General features: G+C 70.9%; 17 protein-coding genes and 3 pseudogenes. 10 read left to right on the top strand and 10 right to left on the bottom strand.

The window, feature by feature from the left end:
• Positions 1-59: 59 nt before the first annotated feature.
• The 4 genes from QTQ03_RS07920 (at position 60) to QTQ03_RS07935 (ending at position 4,797) form a co-directional block, all read left to right on the top strand.
• On the top strand, positions 60-683 hold the full coding sequence (locus QTQ03_RS07920) for a copper chaperone PCu(A)C (protein WP_289277419.1): 624 nt from the start codon (positions 60-62) through the stop codon (positions 681-683).
• A complete protein-coding gene (locus tag QTQ03_RS07925) occupies positions 680-1,909 on the top strand; it encodes a Dyp-type peroxidase (protein ID WP_289277420.1) in 1,230 nt (409 codons plus the stop codon). The genes QTQ03_RS07920 and QTQ03_RS07925 overlap by 4 nt, the downstream gene beginning before the upstream one ends.
• A gap of 19 nt (positions 1,910-1,928) precedes the next feature.
• On the top strand, positions 1,929-2,534 hold the full coding sequence (locus tag QTQ03_RS07930; protein WP_289277421.1) for a copper resistance CopC family protein: 606 nt from the start codon (positions 1,929-1,931) through the stop codon (positions 2,532-2,534).
• Between the two features lie 214 nt (positions 2,535-2,748).
• Complete coding sequence (locus QTQ03_RS07935) at positions 2,749-4,797, top strand: bifunctional copper resistance protein CopD/cytochrome c oxidase assembly protein (protein ID WP_289277422.1); 2,049 nt, start codon at positions 2,749-2,751, stop codon at positions 4,795-4,797.
• A gap of 173 nt (positions 4,798-4,970) precedes the next feature.
• On the opposite strand, the gene QTQ03_RS07940 is transcribed toward QTQ03_RS07935, so the two are convergent.
• From QTQ03_RS07940 to QTQ03_RS07980, 9 genes and pseudogenes are all read right to left on the bottom strand, one after another.
• Entirely contained in the window at positions 4,971-5,918 is a 948-nt protein-coding gene (locus tag QTQ03_RS07940) for a winged helix-turn-helix transcriptional regulator (protein ID WP_289277423.1), read from the bottom strand.
• 118 nt (positions 5,919-6,036) lie between these two features.
• Positions 6,037-7,554, bottom strand: a complete 1,518-nt coding sequence (locus QTQ03_RS07945; RefSeq protein ID WP_289277424.1) for a carotenoid oxygenase family protein — start codon at positions 7,552-7,554, stop codon at positions 6,037-6,039.
• A 3-nt stretch (positions 7,555-7,557) separates the two neighbouring features.
• Positions 7,558-8,787, bottom strand: coding sequence for an acetyl-CoA C-acyltransferase (locus QTQ03_RS07950; protein WP_289277425.1), 1,230 nt, complete (start codon positions 8,785-8,787; stop codon positions 7,558-7,560).
• Complete coding sequence (locus QTQ03_RS07955; RefSeq protein ID WP_289277426.1) at positions 8,784-10,022, bottom strand: acetyl-CoA acetyltransferase; 1,239 nt, start codon at positions 10,020-10,022, stop codon at positions 8,784-8,786. The genes QTQ03_RS07950 and QTQ03_RS07955 overlap by 4 nt, the downstream gene beginning before the upstream one ends.
• Positions 10,023-10,476: 454 nt before the next feature.
• Positions 10,477-11,809: pseudogene (locus tag QTQ03_RS07960) on the bottom strand (right-handed parallel beta-helix repeat-containing protein).
• 210 nt (positions 11,810-12,019) lie between these two features.
• Entirely contained in the window at positions 12,020-13,588 is a 1,569-nt protein-coding gene (locus tag QTQ03_RS07965; protein ID WP_502889713.1) for a right-handed parallel beta-helix repeat-containing protein, read from the bottom strand.
• A 464-nt stretch (positions 13,589-14,052) separates the two neighbouring features.
• Positions 14,053-14,697, bottom strand: a complete 645-nt coding sequence (locus tag QTQ03_RS07970; protein ID WP_289277429.1) for an NAD(P)-dependent oxidoreductase — start codon at positions 14,695-14,697, stop codon at positions 14,053-14,055.
• Positions 14,698-14,878: 181 nt separating this feature from the next.
• The gene (locus QTQ03_RS07975; protein WP_289277416.1) at positions 14,879-16,294 is read right to left on the bottom strand and encodes an IS1380 family transposase; all 1,416 of its coding nucleotides are present in this window, start codon (positions 16,292-16,294) and stop codon (positions 14,879-14,881) included.
• A 119-nt stretch (positions 16,295-16,413) separates the two neighbouring features.
• Entirely contained in the window at positions 16,414-17,175 is a 762-nt protein-coding gene (locus QTQ03_RS07980; protein ID WP_289277430.1) for an MBL fold metallo-hydrolase, read from the bottom strand.
• A gap of 81 nt (positions 17,176-17,256) precedes the next feature.
• Here QTQ03_RS07980 and QTQ03_RS07985 point away from each other — a divergent pair, with 81 nt between their 5' ends.
• The gene (locus QTQ03_RS07985) at positions 17,257-17,913 is read left to right on the top strand and encodes a winged helix-turn-helix transcriptional regulator (RefSeq protein ID WP_289277431.1); all 657 of its coding nucleotides are present in this window, start codon (positions 17,257-17,259) and stop codon (positions 17,911-17,913) included.
• Between the two features lie 390 nt (positions 17,914-18,303).
• On the opposite strand, the gene QTQ03_RS07990 is transcribed toward QTQ03_RS07985, so the two are convergent.
• Positions 18,304-19,446, bottom strand: coding sequence for an IS701 family transposase (locus QTQ03_RS07990; protein WP_289280607.1), 1,143 nt, complete (start codon positions 19,444-19,446; stop codon positions 18,304-18,306).
• 163 nt (positions 19,447-19,609) lie between these two features.
• Here QTQ03_RS07990 and QTQ03_RS07995 point away from each other — a divergent pair.
• The 5 genes and pseudogenes from QTQ03_RS07995 to QTQ03_RS08015 all read left to right on the top strand — a co-directional run.
• Positions 19,610-19,921 (top strand): annotated as a pseudogene (locus tag QTQ03_RS07995) ((2Fe-2S)-binding protein); the annotation flags it as partial.
• Between the two features lie 62 nt (positions 19,922-19,983).
• Positions 19,984-21,401, top strand: a protein-coding gene (locus QTQ03_RS08000; protein WP_502889673.1) for an IS3 family transposase whose coding sequence is annotated in 2 segments (ribosomal slippage) — positions 19,984-20,314 and positions 20,314-21,401 — 1,419 coding nt in all. Because the reading frame shifts where the segments join, the coding sequence is not laid out codon by codon here.
• 32 nt (positions 21,402-21,433) lie between these two features.
• A pseudogene (locus tag QTQ03_RS08005) lies at positions 21,434-21,637 on the top strand ((2Fe-2S)-binding protein); the annotation flags it as partial.
• On the top strand, positions 21,637-22,635 hold the full coding sequence (locus tag QTQ03_RS08010; RefSeq protein ID WP_289277432.1) for an FAD binding domain-containing protein: 999 nt from the start codon (positions 21,637-21,639) through the stop codon (positions 22,633-22,635). The pseudogene QTQ03_RS08005 and the gene QTQ03_RS08010, both read left to right, overlap by 1 nt.
• A gap of 5 nt (positions 22,636-22,640) precedes the next feature.
• Positions 22,641-24,941 carry a xanthine dehydrogenase family protein molybdopterin-binding subunit gene (locus tag QTQ03_RS08015; RefSeq protein WP_502889847.1) on the top strand — a complete coding sequence of 767 codons (2,301 nt, stop codon included), beginning with the start codon at positions 22,641-22,643 and terminating at the stop codon, positions 24,939-24,941.
• The last annotated feature ends 30 nt before the right edge of the window (positions 24,942-24,971 follow it).

Genomic DNA, 24,971 nt, shown 5'->3' on the forward strand with positions numbered 1-24,971 from the left:
AACTATCGGCTCCGCTGACCCGACCAACCTACGACGCCGACTCTTCGAGGAGATCCGTGATGCCCAGCACCACCGTGACGCCCCGCACCGCCACCGGCCGGCTGCTACGCCCGGCGGCCCTGCTCAGCGCCGCCATCCTGACCGTTTCCATCGCCGGCTGCGGGGCGTCGGACGACTCGTCGACCGCCGCGCCCAACACGTCGCCGACCGCCTCGGCGTCGGCCAGCACGGCGGCGGGCCTGCTCGGCATCCGCGATCCGTGGGTGAAGGCCGCCGACAAGGGCATGACCGCGGCGTTCGGCACCTTCGTCAACGACGGCGACGCCGATGTGACGATCACCTCCGCGTCGACGGAGGTGTCCCGGATGGAGCTGCACGAGATGACCATGCAGGACGGGAAGATGGTCATGCAGGCCAAGCAGGGCGGCATCGTGATCAAGGCGAAGAGCGAACACGTGTTTCAGCCCGGCGGTGACCACCTGATGATGATGGACCTCAAACAGCCGGTGAGGGCCGGTGACGAGGTGACCCTCACGCTGACCTTCGCCGACGGTCGGACGCAGACCTTCACGGCGGTGGCCAAGCCGTTCACCGGCGCGCAGGAAAGCTACGCCCCCGGCCACGGCGAGTCGATGCCCGGCATGAGCTCCACCCCGGAAATGAGCATGAGCCCGGCGTCATGACCGGCACCCCCAACCCCCGCCCGGTGAGCAGGCGTGGTCTGCTCACCGGCGGTGCCCTCGCCACCGCGGGCACGCTCGCCGGCGCCGCCGCCGTCACCGCCACCCGTTCCACCACCCCACCGGCACCCGACGCCGAGACGACACCAGCGGCGCAGGTGGGTACCGCGATCGAGTCGTTCCACGGCCCCCGGCAGGCCGGCGTGGCCACCGAACCACAGGCCCACGCCGCGCTCGTCGCGTTCACCCTCAGGCCGGACACCGACCGGGCCGCGCTGGGCCGACTGTTGCGGCTGCTCTCCGACGACGCCGCCCGCCTCACCCAGGGCCGCCCCGCCCTCGCCGACACCGAACCGGAACTTGGCCTGCTGCCCGCCCGGCTGACCGTGACCTTCGGCTTCGGCCCCGGCCTCTACCGCGCGGCCGGTCTCGACGACCGGCGACCACCGTCCGTGACCGACCTGCCCCCGTTTCGGATCGACCGGCTCCAACCCCGTTGGTCCGGCGGAGATCTCCTACTACAAATCTGCGCCGACGACCCACTCACCGTCGCCCACGCCCAGCGGGTGCTGGTCAAGGACAGCCGCCCCTTCGCCACCGTGCGCTGGGTACAGCAGGGCTTCCGCCGCGCCGCGGGCGCCGAACCCGGCCACACCCAGCGCAACCTGTTCGGCCAACTCGACGGCACCGCCAACCCGAAACCCGGCGACCCCCTCGACACCGCCGTGTGGGTACCCGACGGCCCGGACTGGCTACGCGACACCACCACGCTGGTTGTCCGCCGAATCAGGATGAACCTGGAAACCTGGGACCTGCTCGGCCGCACCGATCGGGAACTGGCCGTCGGCCGCCGCCTGGACACCGGTGCCCCGCTCACCGGCACCGCCGAGCACGACGAACCCGACCTCGCCGCCGTCGGACCAGACGGACTGACCGTGATCCCGGACTTCTCCCATCTCACCCGCGCCCACGTCACCGACGACCGGCTCAAGATCCTCCGCCGCCCCTACAACTACGATGGTGTCCCCACCTCGGACGGCACCGCCGACAGCGGACTCATCCTCGCCTCCTACCAGGCCGACATCACGAAGCAGTTCCTGCCCATCCAACAACGCCTCGCCGAACGGGACCTACTCAACGAGTGGACCACCCCGATCGGCTCCGCCGTCTTCGCCATCCCACCGGGCTGCCCCGACCAGGGCTGGATCGGCCAACAGCTCCTCGGCTGAGCACACCATCAGGAGAGACATGAGCACCCAGGTTCGCCGCCCGACCGTCGCCGGCATCGCCGCCGCCGCACTGACCGTGGTGGCGCTGCTGCTCGTACCGGCCGCGCCGGCCGCGGCGCACAACGCACTGAAAGCCGCCACCCCGGCCAAGGACGCCCGGCTCACCGAACCGCCGAAGCAGATCACCCTTGAGTTTCTGCAGAAGCTGAACCCGGCCTTCACCACCATCACACTGTCCGACGCCACCCTGCAGAAGGTGCCGACCAGCGAGCCCACCGTCGACGGCGGCGAAGGGACCATCACCGTCGACCAGGCCCTGCCCAACGGCACCTACACCGTCGCCTACCGGGTCGTCTCGGCCGACGGGCACCCGGTGCAGGGCTCCTACCGGTTCACCGTCGCCGACCCGACCGCCAGCGGCAGTCCCGAGGCCGCCGCCGCGCCGGCCACCTCGGACCCGGCGGCCGAGGCGTCCACGACACCGGCCAGCCCCGCGCCCGCGGCCGGCGCCACCGGCGACGGCCCCGGCGTCATGCTCCTGGTCGGCGGCGGGATCCTGCTGGCCGTGATCATCGGCGCTGGAGCCGTCGCCCTCAGACGCCGACGGTCCACCCGGGCTTCCTGACGCCGGCGGCGGGGGACCATCCGACAGCGTCCGCCGCCTGCCCGGCGAACATCGGACCTGCCCGCTGCGGGCAGGGTCCGACCGGCACCCCACCGGCCCAGGCCGGCTTCCCGAAACCAAGGTCACCCACGTGTCAGGCACCCTGTCCTCCCCGGCTCGTCCGCACCGTCCCCAGCAGCCCGCGCCCCCGTCGGATACCGAGCCGAAGCGGCGGATGGCAACCCGGTCGGCCGGCCGCGGCGCCCTGGTCGCCGCCGCGACCGGCGCGCTCGCCGTGGTCGTGCTCCTACTCGGGTTGCGAACCGGCGGCGCGTTGGTGACCACGATCCCCGGCCTGCCACACCCCGGAGCGGTGACGACCTGGGCGCTGCCGGTCGTCCGGCTGCTCGTCAACGGGCTCGCCACGGTCACCGTCGGGCTGGCGGTGACGGCGGCGTTCCTGCTGCCCGGCGACGGGCCGAGCGTCTCCCCGCACGGCTGGCTGCTGCTGCGCCGCACGGGCCTGGCGGCGGCCGGTTGGGCGGCCGCCGCCCTGGTATTGATCGTGCTGACCGTGTCGGACCTGCTCGGCGTGCCGGCCGACGGGCTGGGCGTGGCGACGGTGGTCAGCTTCGCGACCTCGATCTCGCAGGGGCAGGCCCTGCTGTTCCAGGCTGGGCTGGCGCTGACCGGGGCGGTGCTGGCCCGAGCCGGTGTGTCCCGGAAGCTGGCCGCCGCCGTGGCGCTGGTCGCCCTGGTGGCGGCGGTGCCGCCAGCGTTCACCGGGCACGCCGCCGGCGCCGGCGACCACCAGGTCGCGGTCTCCAGCCTCGTCCTGCACGTCCTGGCCGCCACCCTGTGGGTCGGCTGCCTCCTGGCCCTGCTGACGGTCCGCCGCAGCCGCCACCTCGCCGACGCCGCCGGCCGCTACAGCCGCCTGGCGCTGGGCTGTTTCGTCACGGTCGCGGTCAGCGGGGCCGCCAACGCCGCCGTACGCCTCGGCTCGGTGGACGAACTCTGGCGGTCCCCGTACGGGTGGCTGTTGCTGGGCAAGCTGGCCGCCCTCGCCGTCCTGGGCCTGCTGGGTGCGGCGCACCGGGCGCGAACCCTGCCCGCGCTGCGGGCGGGCCGGCGGGGCGCGTTCAACCGGCTCGCCGCCGGTGAGGTGGTGGTGTTCGGGGCGACCGTCGGGCTGGCGGTCGCGCTGTCCCGCAGCCCCACGCCGGTGGACACGGACCCGGTCGAGCCCGATCCGGTGACCGAGTTGCTCGGCTTCCCGATGCCCGCCCCGCCCACCCCTGGGCGGCTGCTGGGCCAGCCCCTGCCGGACATGTTCGTGCTGGCCGTCGTCGCCCTGGGTGTCGCCGGCTACCTGGCCGGCGTGTGGCGGCTGCACCGGGCGGGGCACCGCTGGCCGGTTGGACGCACCGCCAGCTGGCTCACCGGGCTGGCGGTGCTCGGCTCGGTCACCGCCCTCGGGCTGGCCCGGTACGCGTACGTGCTGTTCAGCGCGCACATGGTGCAGCACATGGTGCTGTCCATGCTGGTACCGATCCTGCTCGTGGGTGGCGCCCCGATCACCCTGGCCCTGCGCGCGCTGCGGCGCCCCGTCGACCCGCAGGTACGTGGGGCACGGGAGTGGCTGCTGCTGGCGCTGCACAGTCGACCCGCGAAGCTACTCACCCATCCGCTCGTCGCGCTGGGCGTCTACACCGGCAGCCTGTTCGGCCTGTACTTCAGTGACCTGCTCGGCGCGCTCATGCGTTCCCACCTGGGGCACCTGGCCATGCTCACCCACTTCGTGCTCGCCGGGTACCTGCTGTTCTGGGTGCTCATCGGCGTCGACCCCGGCCGGCGTCGGGTACCGTACCCGATCCTGGTGCTGGTCCATCTGGCCGCGATGATGGCGCACGGCTTCTTCGGCCTCGTGCTCATGCAGACCACCACCGTCATCGCCCCCGACTGGTATCTCGCCGTCCACCCCGAATGGGCGTCCTCGTTGCTGGCGGACCAGAAACTCGGCGCGGGCATCGCCTGGGCGTTCGGCGAGATCCCCGCCGCCGTCGTCATGATTCTGCTGGTCCGTCAGTGGATCCGCGCCGACCAGCGCGAGCAGGCCCGCCTCGACCGGGCGGCCGACCGGGCCGAGGCCAGCGGCGAGGAGGACGACCTCGCCCGCTACAACGCCTTCCTCGCCGCCGCCGCGCGCGCCGACCGGGCGCGGCGGGGCTCGGACGAGCTGCCGGACGCCGACCCGGGCGACCGACACGAACCGGTCCGGTAGCCGTCGCCCCGGGCACTCGGCGGGGCGGACGGCTGTCCCCCGGCGTGGCCCGGTAGGTGGCCGCCGGCAAGCGCACTCCTCCGGAGGGCCGCGCCACGTCGAGGCGCTCACCGAGCGCTCTCCGCGGACCACCGTGCGGGCAGCTGTGTCTTCCGGGACGAACGGGAACTGGGTCAGGGGACGGTGATCGGTGGCGGTGGTTCCGGTGGCTCGAACCGAACCTCGCCCCGGGTCAGGCGTCGGTGGCACATGTCGCAGGTGAAATGCGGCGCGAGCTCGTGCCCGCAGGCCCGGTGCACCAGAGCGAGGCCAGACGAACCGCCGGCCGCCAGCCACCGCTGAGCCCAGGCGTTGATCATAGTTGTGACCACGAAGAAGTCCGCGCCTTTGGGGGTCATCCGGTACTCCTGACGCTTGCCGCCGGTCACCACGGACTCGCGGCAGAAGATTCCGGCGTCGACGAACAGGCCAAGGCGTTGGGTCAGGGTCACCGGAGAGATGTCCAGCCGGGTCCGGAAGTCGCTGTAGCGTCGGCTCCCCAGAAAGGCGGCGGACAGGATCATGGTGGACCAGCGGTCGCCCAGCACGCCGGCGGAGTCGATCGGAACACTCATCGCGGGTGAACGCCGGGACCTACGGTCGGTGACGTCCGCCAGGAGGCGCTCCTCGACCGAGCCCACGACGTCGCGGACGGTGAGACCTCCGGCGCCGCACCGGCCGCAGGTGAAGACCGGACGGATCTGGTGGCCGCAGGTGAGGTGCTGCAGTTCCGTGCGGGTGTCGGGGTGTGCTGTTCCGGCGTGCCTGACGTCCCAGTCCCACATCGCGACGAGCACCTGCCACAGGCCCCCGCCGGCCCCGGTCAGGTCGTACTCCTGGCGTGGCGGCTTCGACTGGTACTCCCGGGCCTCGATGAGCCCGTCGGCGATCAGGGTGCGCAGCCGACGGGCGAGGACCGGGTCGGAGATCGTCAGCATCTCCCGGAGCTCCTGGAATCGCCGGCAGCCGTTGTACACGGCGCGCAGGATGCGCACCGCCCACATGTCACCGACCAGCACGAGTGCATGGCCGAGGGGTGAGGCGGATCCCCGCGTGTTCCCGACCGCGACCTGGCTGATCACGGGTGTCTCCGCCGGCATCGCGGATGGCCTTTCGGACGTGAACCCATCGGGTTCGGGCACTGGTAAGGGCTGCTGGACCGCCTCGATGTCCTCGGATTCCTCGTCGTGGCGCTGGTGGTCAGAGCCCCACCGCAGCGGCCGGGTCGTCCACGTTCCGCCAGTTGGGCAGGTCCGCGCCCGCTGCCCACGTCGAGTGCGTGCCGCTGGAGATCCGCTCCGGGAGGCGCAGCTTGCAGATCGGCCCGCCGGTGATGTCGGCAGCGTCGAAGACCAGGCAGTAGGACGCGTCGGCGTTGACGTCGGAGACGAGCGTGACCAGGTAGCCGTCGTCCTCGCCGGTGCTGCCGACGCGGGGTGCCACGGCGGTCTCGCTTCCGTAGACGCCGTCGGGGTACCGGTACGTCTGCTCGGTCCCCAGCAGGGAGTCATGCTTGACCAGCCCGTTGAAGAGGAACCACGCGGGCTTACTCGTCGCGGAGTAGGAGTATCGATGCTTCCTGCCGCCATAGCTGCCGTTGACCATCCCGAACTCCGTGATGGTGTCGCTGAGCGACTCCTCCTTCACCAGGCCGGTGGTCAGATTGAGGCGCCACCGGTGCAGGGTGGACCTCATCCGGTCGAGCGCGAGGAATCGGAACATCCGCTCCCACCGGTCGCCGACACCGTCGTCCGCCGGTGACGGATCCGCCTGGTAGAAGCCCTCGATGACGATCTCGTTGCCGTCCTCGTAGGCGTTGGTGAAGTGGAGCACGAAGGTCGACTCGGCCGCGAACCACCTGATGTCCCCAGGCCCGCCCCGACGCGGAAGGACGGCGAAACGCAAGGGGATGTCCGGGTGGAACCGCGCGGCGTACGCCCCGTTCCGCAGCGCCTCGGGATCCCAGAACAAGGGACAGTCGTTGAGGATCGCGTAGTTCTCGGTGAACGCCATGTCGTGCGGCAGTCGTGGGCCGGGCAGTGGGACGGGCGTGTAGTGGACCAGCCGGTCGTCGGCGTCGACCACGCCGTAGTTCATGTACGGCGGCTTGGTGCCGTAGTTGAAGAACAGCATCTCGCCGGTCCGGTCGTCGACCTTGGGGTGGGCGGAGACACCCCACTCGAAGGGGAACCGGCCACCCCAGTCCTCCTTTCCGAGGGTCTCGGCGGTGAGCGGGTCGACGCGGTACAGGTCACCGCACTGGTAGAAGCTCGTCCGGGCGACGCCGTTGTGGACCACCACGTCGGTGCTCGAGGCGTCCTTCATCCGGGTGCGGGCGCCCCAACCGTCCGCGCGCAGCGACCGGTCCGGACGTTCGGCCAGCCCGGCCCAGAGTGGACCGCCGTGCTCGGCCTCGGCCTTGAACCCGTCGGTCTGGATCATGCGGTTTCGGTAGAACGCCGTGCCGTCGCGAAATCCGACGATGTGAATCATGCCGTCACCGTCGAAGGGGTGATAGGTGCGCAGCGCCGGATGAACGGGGTTCTCCGTGTTACGCAGGTAGACTCCGTCGAGGTCGGTCGGGAGGTCGCCCTCGACCACGTCGAGGTCGTCCGCCTTCCATTCGGTGGTCTGGGGGCGCCAGGCTCCGGTCCGGTACGGGTGATCGTCGTCCGCTGGCAGGGTCGACAGGATGCGTCCGACGACTTCGACGTCCATGATTCAGGCTCCCATGCCATTCGAGTGGTTGACGTTCTCCAGGAGTACGGCTGATCCGAGGCCGGCCGCGCCGCTGACGGCCGCGACGCCGTACCGGCGGCCCGTGCGGGCGAGTTCCCGCGCGCAGGCGCCGGTGAGGATGGCGCCCGTCGCGCCGAATGCGTGGCCCGTCGCGATCGTCCCGCCGTTTCGGTTGAAGACGTCGCCGTCCAGGCCGTGGTCGCGCTGGATCTTCAGGCACATGGCGGCGAAGGCCTCGGCGAATTCCAGGACTCCGAGGTCGGCCACGACGAGTCCCGCGCGGGCCACGACCTTTTCCACGGCGTGCTGGCCGGCGACCAGCATCCGCACCGGATCAGCACCGGCGCTGGCCGAGCCGACGATGCGTGCCACCGGGGCGATCCCGGTGCGCTCGGCGGCCGTGGCGGAGCCGACCAGGACGAGGGCGGACGCATCGGCGAGCGCCGGTGACGTCGCGCGGGTGTGCAGGTGACGAACCTCGCCCAGCTCCGGTAGGTGGCGCAGCACCAGCTGGTCCTGGCCCGCGGCACCGAGCTCGGCGAAGGCCGGCTTCAGGTTAGCGACGGTCGCAGCGGTCAGGTCCTCCCGGATGTGCTCGTCGCGGTCCAGCAGGACCCGGCCCGTTTCGTCGCGTACGGGGACGATCACCTCGTCGTGCAGGCCCTCGAACCGTGCCCGTGCTGCTCGCTCGTGGGTGACGAGCGCGTAGGCGTCGAGTTCTTCCCGGGTGAACCGTTGTTCGGTCGCGACCACGTCCGCCGCGATGCCCATGTGCACCGAGCCGATGGCCTCGACCACGTCCTCGTCGGCCCACAGTGGACCCTGGTCGGCGAACATCGGCACGTACGAGACGGACTCGACGCCCCCCGCCACCACCAGGTCGGCCTGGCCGGAGCGGACCAGGGCGGCGGCGGTGGCCACCGCGTCGACGCCGGAGGCGCAGAACCGGTTGACGGTCTGACCGGGCACGGTGGTGGGCCAACCCATGGCCAGCAGGGCGGTGCGGGCGAGGTTACCGCCCTGCGCTCCCGTCTGGGAGGCCGAACCGAGGACGACGTCGTCGACCTGCTCCGGCTCGAGACCGGTGCGCTCGGCCAGCGCGGCGAGGAGTGTCTGGACCAGCCGCAGCGGCGGGACCGTGGCGAGACCTCCGCCCGGCCTGGCCTTGCCGCGGCCGGTGCGCACGCTGGCCAGAATGTGGGCCTCGCTCATCGGGCACCGGCCTCCACGACGAAGGCGACGATGGTGGTGAAGGATCCCCCGACGTTGACCGTCAACACCCGGCGGGCGCCGTCGATCTGCTGGTGGCCGGCGTGGCCCGTCACCTGACGTTGGCCGTCCAGCACCATGCGCACGCCCGTCGCCCCGACGGGGTGCCCCAGTCCGAGGAGTCCACCACCCGGGTTGACCGGCAGGGATCCCGCACGGGTGGTGGTGCCGTTGAGAATCGCCTCCCCGCCCATACCCGGGGACACCAGGCCGAGGTGCTCCAGTGTCACCAGGCCGGTGACCGAGAAACAGTCGTGCAGCTCGACGACGTCGACGTCCTCGATTCCGTCGACTCCCCCGCGGCGGAAGGCGTCGGCAACGGTGCGGCGCAGGTGCGGGAACATGTAGTCGTCGTCCCGTGCGCGGTGCAACTTGTCGGCGAGCAGGAGCGTGTCCGTGCGGTGCCCGAAGCCGCTGATGTGCGCCACGTCGTCGAGGACGATCCCGCGACGGGCAGCCCATGCCTCGGTGAACTCGCGGGTGGCGAGGATGACGGCGGCTGCGCCGTCGGTGATGCGACCACAGTCCGTCTTGCGTAGCCGCCCCGCCACGACGGGGTTGACGTCGTCGTCCTCCGCGAATGATCCCTCGGGGAAATCCCAGTCGCGGGTCTGGGCGAGCGTGTTCCCGCGGGCGTTGGCGAAGGCGATCTCCGCGAACCGGCCCAGGACCTGGTGGTCGAGGCCGTAGCGTCGGTCGTACTCGTCCGCGACCTCGGCGAACAGGGTGGGCCAGACGAACTGGGCGGCTTGGGCCTCACGTCCCACCCAGGCGGCACTCCCGAGCTTGTCGGCGGCCTCCCTGGCGGACACGTTGCGCATCAGCTCGACGCCCACCACGAGCGCGGTGTCGTAGTGGCCGGCCATCAGGTCGGAGCACGCTGCCAGCAGCGCTGTGCCGCCGGCGGCGCACGCCGCCTCGTGTCGGCTTGCGGGGCGCCCGACGAGGGCGGGCTCGACCGCGGTGACCATGCCGCCGAGGTGCGCCTGACCGGCGAAGAGCTCGCCGGCGAGGTTGCCGACGTGCACGACCTCGACAAGGTCGGGCGGTACGTCGGCGTCGGCGAAGGTGGCGGGCAGGACGTCCTCGATCATGTCGCCGAGACCGAGTCCCGTTCTGCTCCAGTTGCGGGCGAAGTCGGTCTGGGCACCGCCCAGCACGTAGATCTCACGGGTCACGGATCAGTTCCCTGTCCGGGCGGTGCGCAGCTCGTGCGCGCGGTACTGGACCGGGAAGGGCGTGGTGACGGGCGCCGAGCTGGGCGACCGCCAGGTGCCTCGGCTGGCCGGCCACGCGGGCCACGGCTTTGCACCCCACGGTCCCGCGGCGGTGTACCCGGCGACCGGGTCAGCCCTGGGCGGCTGGCGGAGCGTCCTGTTGCCGCTTCCATGGCCCCATAACTACAGTTACGACAGTTACGGAGTCAACGACGAGGCCAACGGAATCACGCTATCTGAGGTTTCCTCGCTATCAGTTGGCCACCCTCGCCGAGGCTGCGCGGGCTCGTTCCGTCCTACTACTGCTGGTGACCGGGGCGTCGGGGCCCCGCACCATCACCGGGCGCGACGAGCCGGTGTAGCAGGCGGTGCGCCCCGGCGGGTTCACTGGGCCGTCGGAGTGCACCGCCGCGAGTCAGCCGAAGCACCCGGGGACCGGTTGCGGGCTGCCGGTGCAGTTCGTGGGCCGGTTGCCGGTGATGACCACCTTCCCGGTGGCGGTGACCACCCCCGCGTTGTAGACGCCGGATCGCCACCGGCCTGTCGGTGGAGTCGTCCTCGATCCACACCCCGCCGCCGTCGCCGGCCGTGGTGACGTTGTCGGTGATCGCGCTGTCGTCGATCGTCACGTTGGTGGACGCGGTGACGGCGACGCCGCCGCCCGCGGTCTGCGCCGTGTTCTTCCGCACGGTGACGGCGGTGACCAGCAGGGTGTCGCCGCTGTTGTCGACGATGCCTCCGCCGATGGTGGCCGCGTTGCCGGTGACCGCGCTGTGGAAGATCTTCACCGTGTCGCCCTGGTTGATGAGGCCCCCGCCGGTGTCGGCCGCGCGGTTGTCCCCGATCAGGGTGTGCGAGATCGTTGTGACCCCGCCGTCGTTCTCGATGCCGCCACCGGTGTCACCGGCGACGTTCCGGGTCACTGTGGATTTCTCGACGGTGACCAGGCCGCCGAGGTTGTAGAGGCCGGCGCCGTCCTCGCTGGCGGTGTTGCCGGTGATGGTGCTGCGCTTGACGCTGGTCACGCCCTGGTTGGCGATTCCGGCGCCGTCGGCGTTCTGGCCGCTCGTGACGTTGCCGGCGATGGTGGTCCGGTCGATCCGCAACGAGGCGCCCTCCTGGACCCGGATCCCCCCGCCGCTCTGGTCGTCGGGCGCCCGGCCGTTCGCCACGACCAGGTCCCGCAGCGTCAGCTTGCCACCGCCGGCGACGTCGAGGATGCGGAACGGTTCGGCGTTCGCCGCCCGCGTGATCCGGGCCCCGTTTCCGTTGATCGTGACCGGCTGGACGACCGGTGGCAGGCCGTTACCACCGTCACCCGTGGTCAGCTCGTACGTGCACTTCTCGGCCAGCGAGAGCATGCCGCCGCCGTTCGCGTTCGCCGTGGTGATCGCCGCGACCAGGCTGGCCGCGTCGCAGCGGACCGGGCGCCCCCGGTCGGCCGGATCATGCCGGTCCGCCGGCCGTTTCCCGTCCGGGGCGCCGGCAGCGCCCCACGTGCCGCCCCACTCACCGTTGGCCGTCTCCCGCCACTGCGTGGAGTCGCCGACGCCGTCCGGGCCGTCGTCAGCCCCCCGAGCGACGCCGGGCACCTGTTCGGCTTTCACGCCACCTGCCGACACCGGCGGGACGCCGGTAACCGCGACCGCCACCGCGAGCCCGGACAACCCCACCGCTCCGGTCAGGGTGGCGGTACGCGACCGGAGCCGCGCCGGCCGCCAAGGGTTGACGAGTCTTCTTCGTGACATGTCCGCACGCTCCTCGCAAGGCAGGCACTCATCCGTGAGCACCAAAATTCGGAATAGAAGCTAAGATCCACTCCATCAGAACATGAGGGAAGCTAAGTGACGGACCGCCGAATACTACTCAGAAGGTGCGACTAGCCCTCACGGTGTGGATCTCGTACGGCGAGGCGCCCCCGGCGGTCAGCCGGGGGCGCCTCGGATGGTGGGATCGGGTCAGCCGAAGCAGTCGGGTACCGGTTGCGGGCTGCCGACGCAGTTGGTGGGCCGGTTGTCGACGATGATGTTGGTGCCGAAGGCGCGGACCGTGCCGTTGCTGTAGACGCCACCCGGTTGGACCTGGGCGGTGTTGTTGGTGATCCGGACGTCGGTCAGCACCAACTCGGCGGCGCTGTCGTCGGGCGGGTTGAAGAAGATCCCGCCGGCTCGCCCGGCGGCGCCGGTGGCGCGGTTGGACGAGATCTTGGTGCGACGCACGGCCACCACGGCTTCGTCGCCGGCCTGTTCGCCGTTGATGGCGATTCCACCACCGTCGCCGTCGGTGGCGGTGTTGTGGACGATCTTGCTGTCCTCGATCGTCGCGCCGATGTTGCTGGTGATGTAGATCCCGCCACCGGTGGGGGCGGTGTTGCCGGCGACGGTGACGTGCCGCAGCAGCAGCGACTCGCTGCTGCTGTCGAAGACTCCGCCGCCGAATTGTCCGGCCGTGTTGCGGGCGATGGTGCTGAAGGCGACCTCCGACAGGTCGCCAGCGTTGTCCACGCCACCACCGCCGGTGGTGGCGTGGTTGTCGCTGATCAACGTGTGCCGGATGACCCCCACGCCGTCGTCGTTGAAGTACGCACCACCCTCGTCACCCGCGACGTTGTGGGTCAGCTTCGACTTGGTCACCGTCAGCGAGCCGTTGTCGCTGTGGAGGCCACCACCGTCCACAACAGCGGTGTTGCGGGTGATGGTGCTCCTGGTGATCGTGACCTTGCCGCCGTTGTCGATCGCGACCCCACCGCCGCTGCCATCCTCGCCGGCGACGGTGTTGTCCCGCACGGTGACCCGGTCCAGGCTCAGTCGTGCACCCTCGCCGACCAGGATGCCGCCGCCGTTTTCGTCCTCGACCCTTCCGCCGGCCACGGTGAGATCCCACAGGGACAGGTCGCCGCCGGTGGTGACGTTGAAGATCCGGAAGCTCGCCGCCTCCGCCGCCCTGACGATCGTCGCCCCCTGTCCGTGGATGGCGATCGGCTGGAACACCGGCGGCAGCCCGTTGTTGTCCTCGTTCGCGGTCAACGTGTAGGTGCAGCGCTCGGCCAGGCGCAGCGCGCCGCCACCCGCCTGGTTCGCCGCAGTGATCGCCGCGATCAACGCGTTCGCGTCGCAGGGCACCTTCCGCACGGCCGCCTTCTTGCCGCCGTGGCCGTCCTTCCGCACGGCCGCCTTCTTACCGTCGTGGCCGTCCTTCCGCACGGCCGCCTTCTTACCGCCGTGGCCGTCCTTCCGCACGGCCGCCTTCTTACCGTCGTGGCCGTCCTTCCTCCAGCCCGGGTCGCCGGCAACGCCCCAGTCGCCACCCCAGTCACCGCCCTCCCGCTCCGACCACTCGCCCGCCGGATCGTCGGTGGCCGGACCACCGTCGCCGACCGGCTTGCCCCGGCCGTCCTGGTGCATCCGGTCACCCTCACCACCGTCCAGGGTCAGCGAAGCGTGGCTCCAGGGTGTCGCCGCGCCCGGGTAGCCGGCGACCGCGGCGGTCATCACGCCGGCCAGCCCCGTCACGGCGACCACCCCCATCGCCGTGACACCGCGCGGGAAGCGACCGCTGCCACGCGCACCCCGCGCACCCCGCGCACCCCGCGCACCCCGCGCACCGGAGCTTGTGCCGTTCCTCAGCTTCCTCATCCTGTCCACTCTTTCCTCGATCAACCGAGCGCTCCCGGAGGAACACTGGACGGCCCTCCCGGCCGACATCGCGAGTAAATATCAGCAAACCACCCAAACTGACATCAACTCACGAAATACGCCCAAAGTGCGTATCGTGGAAAGTGGTCCGGACCCGGTCACCGAGCGGCCCGGTAACCAGCTGACCGGTCGCCAGCAGGTGGCGACGGTGAGCCGGGTGCCGGCAGCGCTGGAGCCGAGGTCCTGAGCGATCTCCGGCAGGCCGGGCAGGTACGCGTCGATGGACGACGGTCCCAGCGCCACGAGTGCGCCGAGGATGACGAGCCGAGCTCGCCCGGCGGCGCTGGTGTCGGGTATCAGTACGCCACGGTGATCCGGCGGCGGACCGCCGAGTTGCGCTCCAGCTCGTCGACCAGGGCGACCGCGTAGTCGGCGTAGGAGATTTCGCTCTTGCCCCCGGAGTCGGTGACGAGGTCGTCGCCGCCGATCCGGAACGCTCCGGTCCGCTCGCCCGGCCTGATCACAGCGGCGGGCGAGACGTACGTCCACTCCAAGTCGGTGGCTGCGCGGTAGACGCCGAGCGCTTCGGCCTGGGCCTCGGCATTCGCCTTCCACAGCGCGGGGAAGTCCGGGTCGTCCAGCACCCGTCGGCCTGAGGCCGTCCGCAGGCTCCCCGCGCCGCCGATCGTCACGAGCCGGGTGACGCCCGCCTTGCGCAGCCCGTCGATCAGGGCGGTGGCGGCGCCGACGATGGTGTCCCGGTCGTTCTCCTGGCCGATGCGCGGGCCCACCGCGGAGACCACCGCGTCGTGCGAGACCGCGAGGTCGGCCACCGCGGTGGCGTCGGTCACGTCGCCGGCCACGACGGTGAGCCGCTCGTGGGCCAGGTCGCCCAGGTCGCCGCGGCGGGTGACACCGGTCGTGGCGTGCCCACGGGCGAGCAGTTCCCCGGCGATTTCCCGGCCGATGGTGCCGCTCGCTCCGTACAACAGGATCTTCACGTCTTCGTTTCCTCGCTGGTCGGGTCAGACCCGGATCCACGGATAGCGGAGGCGTGATCGCTACGCATCGGTGATAGGCGATGGGTGGTGTGGTGTTTCGGTGGGTGGGCATGCCGGTTTCCCGGGTGGCGCCGGGTTCGCTGGTCTCCGTGGGCTGGGACATGGCCGATGGGCCGAGTGGTCAGGTCCAGATGGGTAGCCGGCGGAGCCGGGCCAGGACCTGAGCCAGTAACTGTTGCCTCGGGGGTAGCCGTAGGGTGACCTGCCGGGCGTGGCGGACCAGCCGGGCGGGCACGGTGATCAGCCGGTGGCGCAGGGTGCCGAGGTGGTTGCGGCCTCGTCCGTCGCCGTCGTCGAGGCCGGCCAGTTCCTGCAGCCAGGCGGACAGGTTGACGGCCAGCAGCGCCCCCCACATCCACACCGTGTTGGCCGCCCGGCTGCCGGAGGGCAGGTGCCGCAGCGCGGCGCCGTGCTTGGCATCCCGGATGCGATCTTCGATGTCGGTGCGCATCCGGTGCCAGGCCTCCACCGCGACCGTCTTCGCCGGGGTGGACACATCCAGGTTGGTGGCGATGAACGAGTACGCGTACACGTGCCCGACCAGGCCGTCCAGGGCGAGCGTGAGTTGAGCTTTGGGGATGGTGCGCCGGCGGCGGGCGCGTGGGTCGGCCGAGATATCGGTAGCGTGGACCTTGACCCGCCGCACCACGGTCATGGTGGCGGGTGGCCAGCCGGCCGGTGCGTAGTCGCACACGGCGACCTGGGCGCCTTTCATCCGTTCGGCTTTGCGCCATGCATCGTCGGGGATCGCGGCCGCGGCTCGCCAGACCGCGGGGTTGCGGGTCACTCCGAGGGAAAAGTCGCAGCCGGCCTCCACCGCGGCCTGCGCGATGTCCTTGGCGAAGTAGCCCACATCGCCGCGGACCTTCGGCCGGGCGGTGACCCCGGCCGCGTTGAGGGTGGCCACGCTGCGTTCGATCAGCGAGCCCGCTCCCGGGCGGGGGTCTTCATCACCGGCGAGGAGGTCCGCGGCGGTCACCACCCCGGCCTCCGCCCACGTGGCCACGTGCGGGCGCCCGGCCCGGGCGCCCTTGTAGCTGTAGGCGATCCCTTCCTTCTTGGCCCCGTACACCTCGACGTCGGTGCCGTCCAGGTCGATGGTGGCCCCACCGGTGCGCAGCACCGCCCGCCGGGCGGCCGGCAGCAAACCGACAACCCGGCAGGCGATCTCCCCGATGCCTTCCTCGATACCAGCCACCTGCGCCGGACCGAACCGAGACGCCAACTCCACCGCGGTGCTCGCCGCCGGCGTGGGCACCGCGGACAACGCCTCACCCGCCGTATCGGCGCGGCGGCGATCCAGACCCACCCAAAACTGCGCGCCGCACATCTGCGCCTGCGCCACCGCGACCAGGAACTCTCCGCCGGACAATCCTCGATCCCGCTGCTTGATTCGGCCCACGGCGTCGTCCAGCGCGGCGGTCACGCCCAGCCGGCCGACCAACTCGGCCACCGCCACCACACCCGAGACCGGCGTCAGCGACGCGTCCGGTGCGCCAACACGGACACGACCTGCCAAACCAGGTATCTTCTTCACCGAACGGGTGTCCTTCCCACAGCGGCGGATTGGTGTCTCGACAACCCCAATCGTCCCTGCTGGCAAGGCATCCGTTCATCTATGCCACGCGGTGGCATATCCCTATCCGCGGATCCGGGTCAGAGAACCGGTTGTCCATCCGCGACGATGGCCGCGGTGATGCCACGCTGCCCGGCGGCGCGGCGGAAGCGCTGCTCGATGTCGTCCTGTTCGACGTAGGTGGGCGGGTTGTGGAAGAGGCCGTAGTGCATCGCGCACACGGTCGTGGCGCCGAGCGCCACGGCGGCCTCGACCGCTTGTTCGGGCGTCATGGTCACGGGCACGTCGGCCGTATAGCCCTCGAAGCGCGCGATGACGCCGTTGACCGGGACGAAGGCGACGTCGAACGGGCCGTGGTCGCGGGCGATCTGCCACCAGCTGCCGTGCCACTGGGTGTCGCCGCAGTGGATGATGCGCCGACCGGCCCCCTCCACCACCCAGGCCACCTGATCGCAGTCGTTGCCGCGCCAGTCCAGTGACGTGACCGGGGTGACGGTCAACAAGCCGATGCTGCGCGGCTCACCGAGTTCCTGCGGGATCGCGTTGAGGCCGGCCGCGCGCACCTGCGGCGCGATCGGCGCGTGACAGCCGACCGTGGCGTCGTCGGCGAGCCCCGCGAGCAGCTCGTGGTCGTAGTGGTCCGGGTGCAGGTGCGTGATCAGGACGTGCGTTCCGGATGGGGTGTCGACCGCCGGTAGCGGCCGCTTCGGCACGCCCATCACGGGTTCGAGGGGCGCGGCGTGTTCCAGCGGGTCGATCAGCAGCCGGGTGGCGCCGATGCGGATCTCGACACCCGCCCACGCCAGGCGGCGGACGTGGAGGGTGTGGTCGTCGTTGGTCATGGTCAGCGACAGTAGAGCTCCCTTGTTTAGAAAGTCAACCAATGATTTTCGAAAATCAACAAGACTCGGTACGATGGCCGAGTGCGCACCTACGGTCAGTTCTGCGGCATAGCGAAGGCGCTGGACGTCATCGGAGACCGGTGGACCCTGTTGATCGTCCGCGAGCTCCTCGCCCTCGGACCCTGCCGGCACACCGACCTGCGCAACGGGCTACCCGGCATCGCCAGCAACCTGCTCGTCGAACGCCTCCGCGACCTGGAGCAGGCGGGCCTGATCCACCGCGAGCCGACACCCCCACCCGTGGCAACCACCCTGTTCGCCCTCACCGATCGCGGCCGGGAGTTGGAGTCGGTGCTGCGTGAACTCAGCCGCTGGGGCATGCCCCTGCTCGGCGAGCACGCCGCCGGGGAGAGCTTCCGGACCCATTGGCTGGCACTACCCGTACGGGAACTGACCGACCGGACTCCCGACCGGCCACCGGTCGCCCTCCAGTTGCACGCCGACGGCAACGAGGACCTGGTCGTCGAGGTGAAGGACGGCGCCGTGCACACCCACCCCGGGCGGGTCGACGACGCCACGGCATCGTTGACCGGGCCGCCGCAGCTACTCACGGCCCTGCTGTCCGGCGACGTCGACCTGACCGGCGCGCAACAGCGGGGCCTCCGCCTCGACGGAGACCCGCAGGCAGTCCTTCGCGTCCTGCCGGCCGACACCTCGGCGGGGCCCGCCGCTCGGTAGACACAGCACGGTAGGCCGACAGGCGGCGCGCCCGCGCACCCCCCGCTCCGGCCGGCAGCGAACACGCCCCCGGGGCAATCGCAGCCGCGCCGGAGCGCTCGTCCGACCGCAGCCGCGCCGGAGCGCTCGTCCGACCGCAACCGACACCGGAGCGCTCGTCCGACCGCAACCGGCACCGGCGAAGGATCACGCGAGGGCGTCGCCAGTCGCACCGCCTAATACTGCAACGGCGGGTCGTGACTTATGGCGGTTTGAGTCGTTTGCGGTAGTGGGCGGCTCGGGCTTGTTCCTGGCGGCGACGGCGGAAGTCGGACCAGCGCAGGATGTGGTCGGCTCGACGGCGGGTGGTCAGGACGAGGTGGGCGAACAGGCGGCGGATTTCGTTGCTGCTCAGCGGGATCTGGCTGCGCTCGTTTGCGGTGGTGCCCCCTTTGCGGCTTCGAGGGCGCGGGTGACGACGAGGAACGCGGCGGCGGCCATCGCGAGGGTGATGTGGGCGTACCAGGCGTCGTAGCGGCGGACCTGGTACTGGTCCAGGCCGACCTCGTTCTTCGCGGTCTGGAACGATTCCTCCACCGACCAACGGCTACCGGCGACCCGCACCAGGTCGCGTAGTCGGGTGCCGCGGGGGCCGAAGCAGACGTAGTAGGCGATGTCGCCGGGATCCGTGATCGAGCGTCGGGCCAGGACCCAGCCGCGGCGGCCGTGGGCAAAGGTGCGGCGGATCGGCAGCCGAGCCCAGTCGTAGCGGCGCGGCCCGTGCGCGCCGTCACCACACGACAGTCGTTGCCACGCGCCCGCACGCACCCTGCCGATCAGCTCGTCGACACCGGTGGTGGTGTGCAGCCCGGAGGGCACCCGATCGTCGCGTCGGGTGGCCATCACGTACGCGATGTCCCGATCCTCCAACCAGCCCCGCAGGCCAGGGTTCTGCCCGTAGGCCTCATCGGCCGTGAACCACGAAAACGGCACCCCCGCGGTGATCGCCCGCTCCAGCATGGCCTGCGCCTGCTGCGGCTTGGTCGCGAACCCGACGGCGTCCGGGATCGCCGAGCGCCGGCACCGGTCCCGATCACCGGTCCACGACTTCGGCAGGTACAACTCCCGATCGATCAACGCCCGACCCCGCGGCGTGGCGTAGCACAGGAACGTGCCGATCTGGCAGTTCTCGGTCTTGCCCGCCGTACCCGAATACTGCCGTTGGACCCCCGCCGACGCACGGCCCTTCTTGACGAACCCCGTCTCGTCAGCGATGAGCACCCCGGCCGCATCGCCGATCTGGTCCACCACGTAATCGCGCACGTCATCGCGGACCGCGTCCCGGTCCCACGCCGCGCTGCACAGCATGCCCTGCAACCCGTCCGGCGACACATGCCCAGCCTGCTCCGCGAGGGTCCAGCCGTTACGCCGCTCCAACGGTGCCAGTAGCCCCCGCACATACGCCCATGCCCGCCGCCGCGGCTCCACCCGCTCAAACCGATGCGCGAACCGGAAGAACAACTCCTCCAACCCGGCATCCCACGACCCGACCACCCGCGCATCCACCACAACCAACCAACGAATGATCAGCACCCGAAGCTACGACCCGCCGTTGCAGTACTAATACCGTTGAAACTCCGCGAGGCATACCAAGAAGGACATTTACTGTATGCACCGGGACGGCGACGCCGACGCCGACGAGTGGAGGGAATCATTCATGACGGATGAGTCCTTGACGGTGCGGACCAGACTCGCCGTCAACGGGCAGGACCGCGAGTGGACGCTCGACGCCCGGACGACGCTGCTCGACGCGCTGCGGGAACACCTCGGCCTCTACGGCGCGAAGAAGGGGTGTGACCATGGGCAGTGCGGTGCCTGCACCGTCCATGTCGACGGCCGACCGGTGGTGTCGTGTCTGACCCTCGCCGCCCAGCTCGCAGGCCGTGAGGTGCTGACCATCGAGGGGCTCGCGGTGTCGTCGGAGGAACTGCATCCGATGCAGCGGGCGTTCCCCTCTGTGTCATCCTTGGGGAAGGCAGGTTGACCTGCTGAAACTCTGACCCGTGAGGGCGTGCAAGGAGATCCACCCCCGTGACATCGCATCACCCGGTGCCCGACCCCGAGGTACCAGCAAAGCCCCGAACAAGGACATACACCGCCGCGTACAAGGCGCGGATCCTGGCCGAGTACGAGACCCTCGATAAGGCCGGCAAGGGCGCCCTGCTTCGTCGGGAAGGCCTGTACACGTCGCTGCTCGCGGCGTGGAAGCATCAGCGTGACGCCGGCGCCCGCGAGGCCCTGGCCAAGCCGGCCGGGCGGCCGAAGACCGATCCGGCGGTGCTGGAGGCAGCCCGGTTGCGGGCAGACAACGAGCGGCTGCGCGCCGAGTTGGACAAGGCCCGCAAGGTGATCGAGGTGCAGGGAAAACTCTCCGCGCTGTTGGGGCAACTCGCGACCGACAGCCAGCACAGCGGGAGCGAGCCGACACCATGATCGACGCTGCGATCACCGAACTGACGCCGCTGATCGGCATCCGGACGGCGTGCCGAGCCACCGGCCGGCCGCAGGCCAACCATTACCGCCGGCACCGCCAGACGCCTGCGCCACCGCGGCCGGGGCGTGAACCCAGGCCGCAGCCACGTGCCCTGAGCGCAGCCGAGCGTGACAGCGTCCGGGCGTTGCTCAACAGCCCGGACTTCGCCGACATGGCCCCCGCGGCCGTCTACCACACCCTCCTCGACGAGGGCGTGTACGTGGCGTCGGTGTCGAGCATGTACCGGATCCTGCGTGCCCACGGCGAAGTCAGGGAGCGCCGCCGTCACGCGGTGCACCCGCCGAAGGTCAAGCCCGAACTGATCGCCGACGCCCCCAATCGCGTGTGGTCGTGGGACATCACCAAGCTGCGCGGCCCGGCCAAGCGGGACTTCTACCACCTCTACAGCGTGATCGACATCTACAGCCGTTACACCGTCGCGTGGCTGCTCGCCGAGCGCGAGGACGCCGCCCTGGCCGAACGGCTGCTGTCCGACGCGATCACCAAGCAGGGCGTCGCGCGTGAGCAGTTGACCATCCACGCCGACCGCGGCACCTCAATGGCGTCCAAGACGGTCGCGCAGATGATGGCCGACCTCGGCGTGACCAAGTCCCACTCCCGGCCCAGGTGCAGCAACGACAACCCGTTCTCCGAGGCCCAGTTCAAGACCCTGAAGTACCGGCCCGACTTCCCCGACCGCTTCGGCAGCGTCCAGGACGCCCGAGCTCACTGCCGCGCCTTCTTCACCTGGTACAACACCATCCACCGGCACTCCGGCATCGGCTGGCACACCCCACACGACGTCCACCACGGCCACGCCCGGCAGGTCCGCGATGTCCGCGCCGACGTCCTGACCGCCGCCTACACCCGCAACCCCGAACGATTCGTCCGCGGCATCCCGCAACCACCCGCCCTGCCCACCACCGCGTGGATCAACAAGCCCGAGGACACCACGACTCAGTCAACGAACCCCTGAACCGACCGCCCCAAAAAGGTTGACACCTTCCGTTCCTCGAGTGTGACGCGCTGCAGTGTGGCTACTGCACCCCGGGGCAGCTCATGTCGGCGGTTGCCTGTGTAGCCGAGGGGCACGCCGGATCAGCCGACGAGATCCGCGAGTTCATGAGCGGAAACCTCTGCCGGTGCGGGGCCTACCAGGGCATCGTCCGAGCCGTCGCCACCGTCCAAGCCGCCGGACCTCGGCGGTCGTGATGCGTCCCTTCACGTACACGCGGGCGCGCTCGGCGCACGAGGCGGTGACGGCGTTCGCCACGTCCACCGCTGACCGGCCGCACTATCTCAGTGGTGGCACCGCCCTGATCGACCTGATGAAGCTGAGCGTCGAGACTCCCGGTCGGATCATCGACCTGACCGACGTCCCCGACCTCGACTTCGTCCGCGAGGAAGACGGTGACCTAATCGTCGGCGCGCTGACCCGGATGAGTGACGTCGCGAACCACCCGCTGGTCGGTGCCAGGTGTCCCGCGCTCGTGGAGTCACTGCGATCCGGGGCCTCCCAGCAGTTGCGGAACATGGCGAGGGTTGGCGGTAACCTGTTGCAACGCACACGCTGCGGCTACTTCCGGTCAGTCGAGTTCCCCTGCAACAAGCGGCAGCCGGGGTCGGGGTGTTCCGCGCTCGGTGGGCTCAACCGCGGACACGCCATCCTCGGTGGCAGCGACCACTGCATCGCCGTGTATCCGAGCGACTGGGCGGTGGCGCTGACCGCGTTCGACGCGAGCGTGGCGGTCGTCGGACCGAACGGCACCCGCTCGGTCTCGATCCACGACCTGATCGTGCCGCCGGGCGACACCCCGGACCGCGAGACCACGCTCGCCCCCGGCGAACTCATCACCGCCATCCGCGTACCCACGAGCCCGGCGGCGCGGTCGTCGACCTATCGCAAGGTGGGCGACCGGAGTTCGTACGCGTTCGCCCTCGCCTCGGCCGCCGTCGGGCTCCACCTCGACGCGGCCGGCGCCGTCGGCGAGGTGCGGATCGCGCTCGGTGGACTCGGCACCGTGCCCTGGCGGGCGTGGGACGCCGAACGCGCACTGGTCGGCGCCCGGCTGGACGACGCGTCCGTACGGGCAGCGCTGGAGCCGGAGTTCCGGTCGGCACGCACCACGGCGCAGAACGCCTTCCGCGTCGGCTTGGGGGTGGAGACCGTCGTGGAGGCTGTCGCCATCGCGAAGGAGAGTGCGTCGTGACCGCGGTGACCTGGGTCGGTTCCGACCACGTCCGCCTCGACGGCACCGAGAAGGTCCGCGGCGAGCCGATCTACGGCGCCGACCGCACCGCCGAGGCAATGACGTACGCGGTCCCGGTCGGCGCGACCGTCGGCCGGGGTCGGATCACGGCGCTCGACACCGCCGCGGCGGAGCGGGTGCCGGGGGTACTCGCGGTGTTCACGTACGAGAACCTGGACCGCCTGCATCCGGCCGACTTCGCCTACGGCGCGGGGAGCGCGAACGAAAGCTCCCAGCCGATGCAGGACCCCGTCGTGGCCTACCGCGGTCAACCGATCGCGCTCGTCGTGGCCGAGACCCTCGAGGCCGCGGCGGACGCCGCGGCGCTGGTGACCGCCCGCTACGAGGTTGACCCGTTCACCGTCGAACTCGACGACCCGGCTGCCGAATCGGTCGACCAGGCGCAGGAGGTGCCCGCGTTCCCGGCGGTGGAGATCGGCGCGGGCGATCGGCTACTCGACCAGGCGCCGGTCGTGGTCGACGCCACCTACGTCACCCCGGCACAGCACCACAACGCTCTGGAGCTGTTGTCCACCGTCGCACAGTGGCGGGATGGGACGCTCCTCATCCAGGAGGGCACCCAGGCGGCCGGGCGCGTGCGGCATGCGCTGGCGAATCAGCTCGGGATGCCGATGGAGCTGGTCCAGACCGTCTCGCCGTCCCTCGGTGGAGGTTTCGGTCAGCGCACCAATCAGACGTTCAACACGGTGCTCGCCGCCGTCGCCGCGCGGCGGGTCGGACGGCCGGTGAAGCTTGTCGTGCCGAGGGCGGACGTGTTCCACAGTGTGCACTTCCGTCCGGCGACCCGGCACCGCATCCGGCTCGGCGCGCAGGACGACGGCACGATCACCACCCTGGTGCACGACATCCACGCGCAGACCTCACGCCACGACCTGATGCCGTTCTGGGGGGCGGAAACCTCCTCACGCATGTACGCCATCCCGAATTTCCGCAGCACGACCAGCCTGGTGCGCCTCGACACACAGACGCCCGGCTACATGCGCGCGCCGATGGAGATGGCGACCATGTTCGCGGTGGAGAGCGCGCTGGACGAACTCGCGGCGCGGCTACGCGTCGACCCCGTCGAGCTACGCAGACGCCACGACACCGCCGTCGACCCGGTGACCGGCAAACCGTTCTCCTCACGGCGTCTCCTGCAGTGCCTCGAGCGGGGCGCCGACCGGTTCGGGTGGTCCCGGCGCGACCCGACACCCGGGTCGATGCGCTCCGACGACGGCAGCCTCGTCGGCTGGGGCATGGCCGCGGGCTCCTATCCCTGCCTGGCCTCCGCCGCCGCCTCGCGGGTGCGGCTGCACGACGACGGCACCGCGGATGTCACGGTCAGCGGACACGAGATGGGCCAGGGACTGCGCACCGTGGTCGCGCTGGCCGCCGCCGAATCCCTGGGGCTGCCACCTGGCCAGATCCGCGTGACCGTCGGTGACACCCGGGCCGTGCCGCAGCCGGAGACGGGCGGTTCCTGGGGAACCGCGACCGCCGTGCCCGCCGTCCTGGACGCGGTCGACGGAATCCGGGCCCGGCTACACCAGATCGCCGCCACCCACGGCGAGGCCGTCGCCACCGTCGACGTCACCGAGTGTCGGCTGGCGGACGGCAGGCTGGTCGGCCCCGACAACTCAGGGCCACCGGTGACCGGGCTCCTGACGGCCGCCGGCCTCCCGTCGGTCGAGGCGGACGGCCAGTACTTCGCCCCGGGGCAGAAACCGACGGACGTGCCGGCCACGGCCACCGCGCGGAAGAGCGCGGTGACGTCGGACGTCGGCAGCGCCTTCGTGGGCCCGGAATTCCCCGCGTTCGTCACCTGCTCCTACATCGCCCACTTCGTCGAGGTCCAGGTCGGGGCCCGGGTGCGCCGGCCGCGGGTCACCCGGATGCTGTCCGTCGTCGACTGCGGCCGGGTGATCAGCCGCCGCACGGCCACCAGCCAGGCCTTGGGCGGCCTGGTCTGGGGAATCGGCACCGCACTCACCGAGGAGAGCATCGTCGACCCCCGCTACGGTGGGTTCCTCAACAACAACCTCGCCGACTACGAGGTGCCCGTCAACGCCGACGTCCCCACGCTCGACGTCGACTTCGTCGACGAGCCCGACCCGTCGTTCGGCGCGTTCGGTCTGAAGGGGCTGGGCGAGGTCGTCCATGTCGGGGCGGCGGCCGCGATCACCAACGCCATCTACCACGCGACCGGGATCCGGGTCCGGGAGCTGCCCGTCCGCGTCGAGAACCTGATGGCGGACGCGGCCCGATGACAACCCCGGGTACGAGTCGGCGGGTGGCCC

It is taken from the genome of Micromonospora sp. WMMA1363, from assembly GCF_030345795.1.
Lineage (GTDB): Bacteria > Actinomycetota > Actinomycetes > Mycobacteriales > Micromonosporaceae > Micromonospora.

What these genes read in the sequence shown, in the direction of transcription:
- QTQ03_RS07920 (WP_289277419.1), top strand. Translation starts at nt 60, where the DNA reads ATGCCCAGCACCACCGTGACGCCCCGCACCGCCACCGGCCGGCTGCTA.
- QTQ03_RS07925 (WP_289277420.1), top strand. Translation starts at nt 680, where the DNA reads ATGACCGGCACCCCCAACCCCCGCCCGGTGAGCAGGCGTGGTCTGCTC.
- QTQ03_RS07930 (WP_289277421.1), top strand. Translation starts at nt 1,929, where the DNA reads ATGAGCACCCAGGTTCGCCGCCCGACCGTCGCCGGCATCGCCGCCGCC.
- QTQ03_RS07935 (WP_289277422.1), top strand. Translation starts at nt 2,749, where the DNA reads ATGGCAACCCGGTCGGCCGGCCGCGGCGCCCTGGTCGCCGCCGCGACC.
- QTQ03_RS07945 (WP_289277424.1), bottom strand. Translation starts at nt 7,554, where the DNA reads ATGGACGTCGAAGTCGTCGGACGCATCCTGTCGACCCTGCCAGCGGAC.
- QTQ03_RS07950 (WP_289277425.1), bottom strand. Translation starts at nt 8,787, where the DNA reads ATGAGCGAGGCCCACATTCTGGCCAGCGTGCGCACCGGCCGCGGCAAG.
- QTQ03_RS07965 (WP_502889713.1), bottom strand. Translation starts at nt 13,588, where the DNA reads ATGGGGGTGGTCGCCGTGACGGGGCTGGCCGGCGTGATGACCGCCGCG.
- QTQ03_RS07980 (WP_289277430.1), bottom strand. Translation starts at nt 17,175, where the DNA reads ATGACCAACGACGACCACACCCTCCACGTCCGCCGCCTGGCGTGGGCG.
- QTQ03_RS08010 (WP_289277432.1), top strand. Translation starts at nt 21,637, where the DNA reads ATGCGTCCCTTCACGTACACGCGGGCGCGCTCGGCGCACGAGGCGGTG.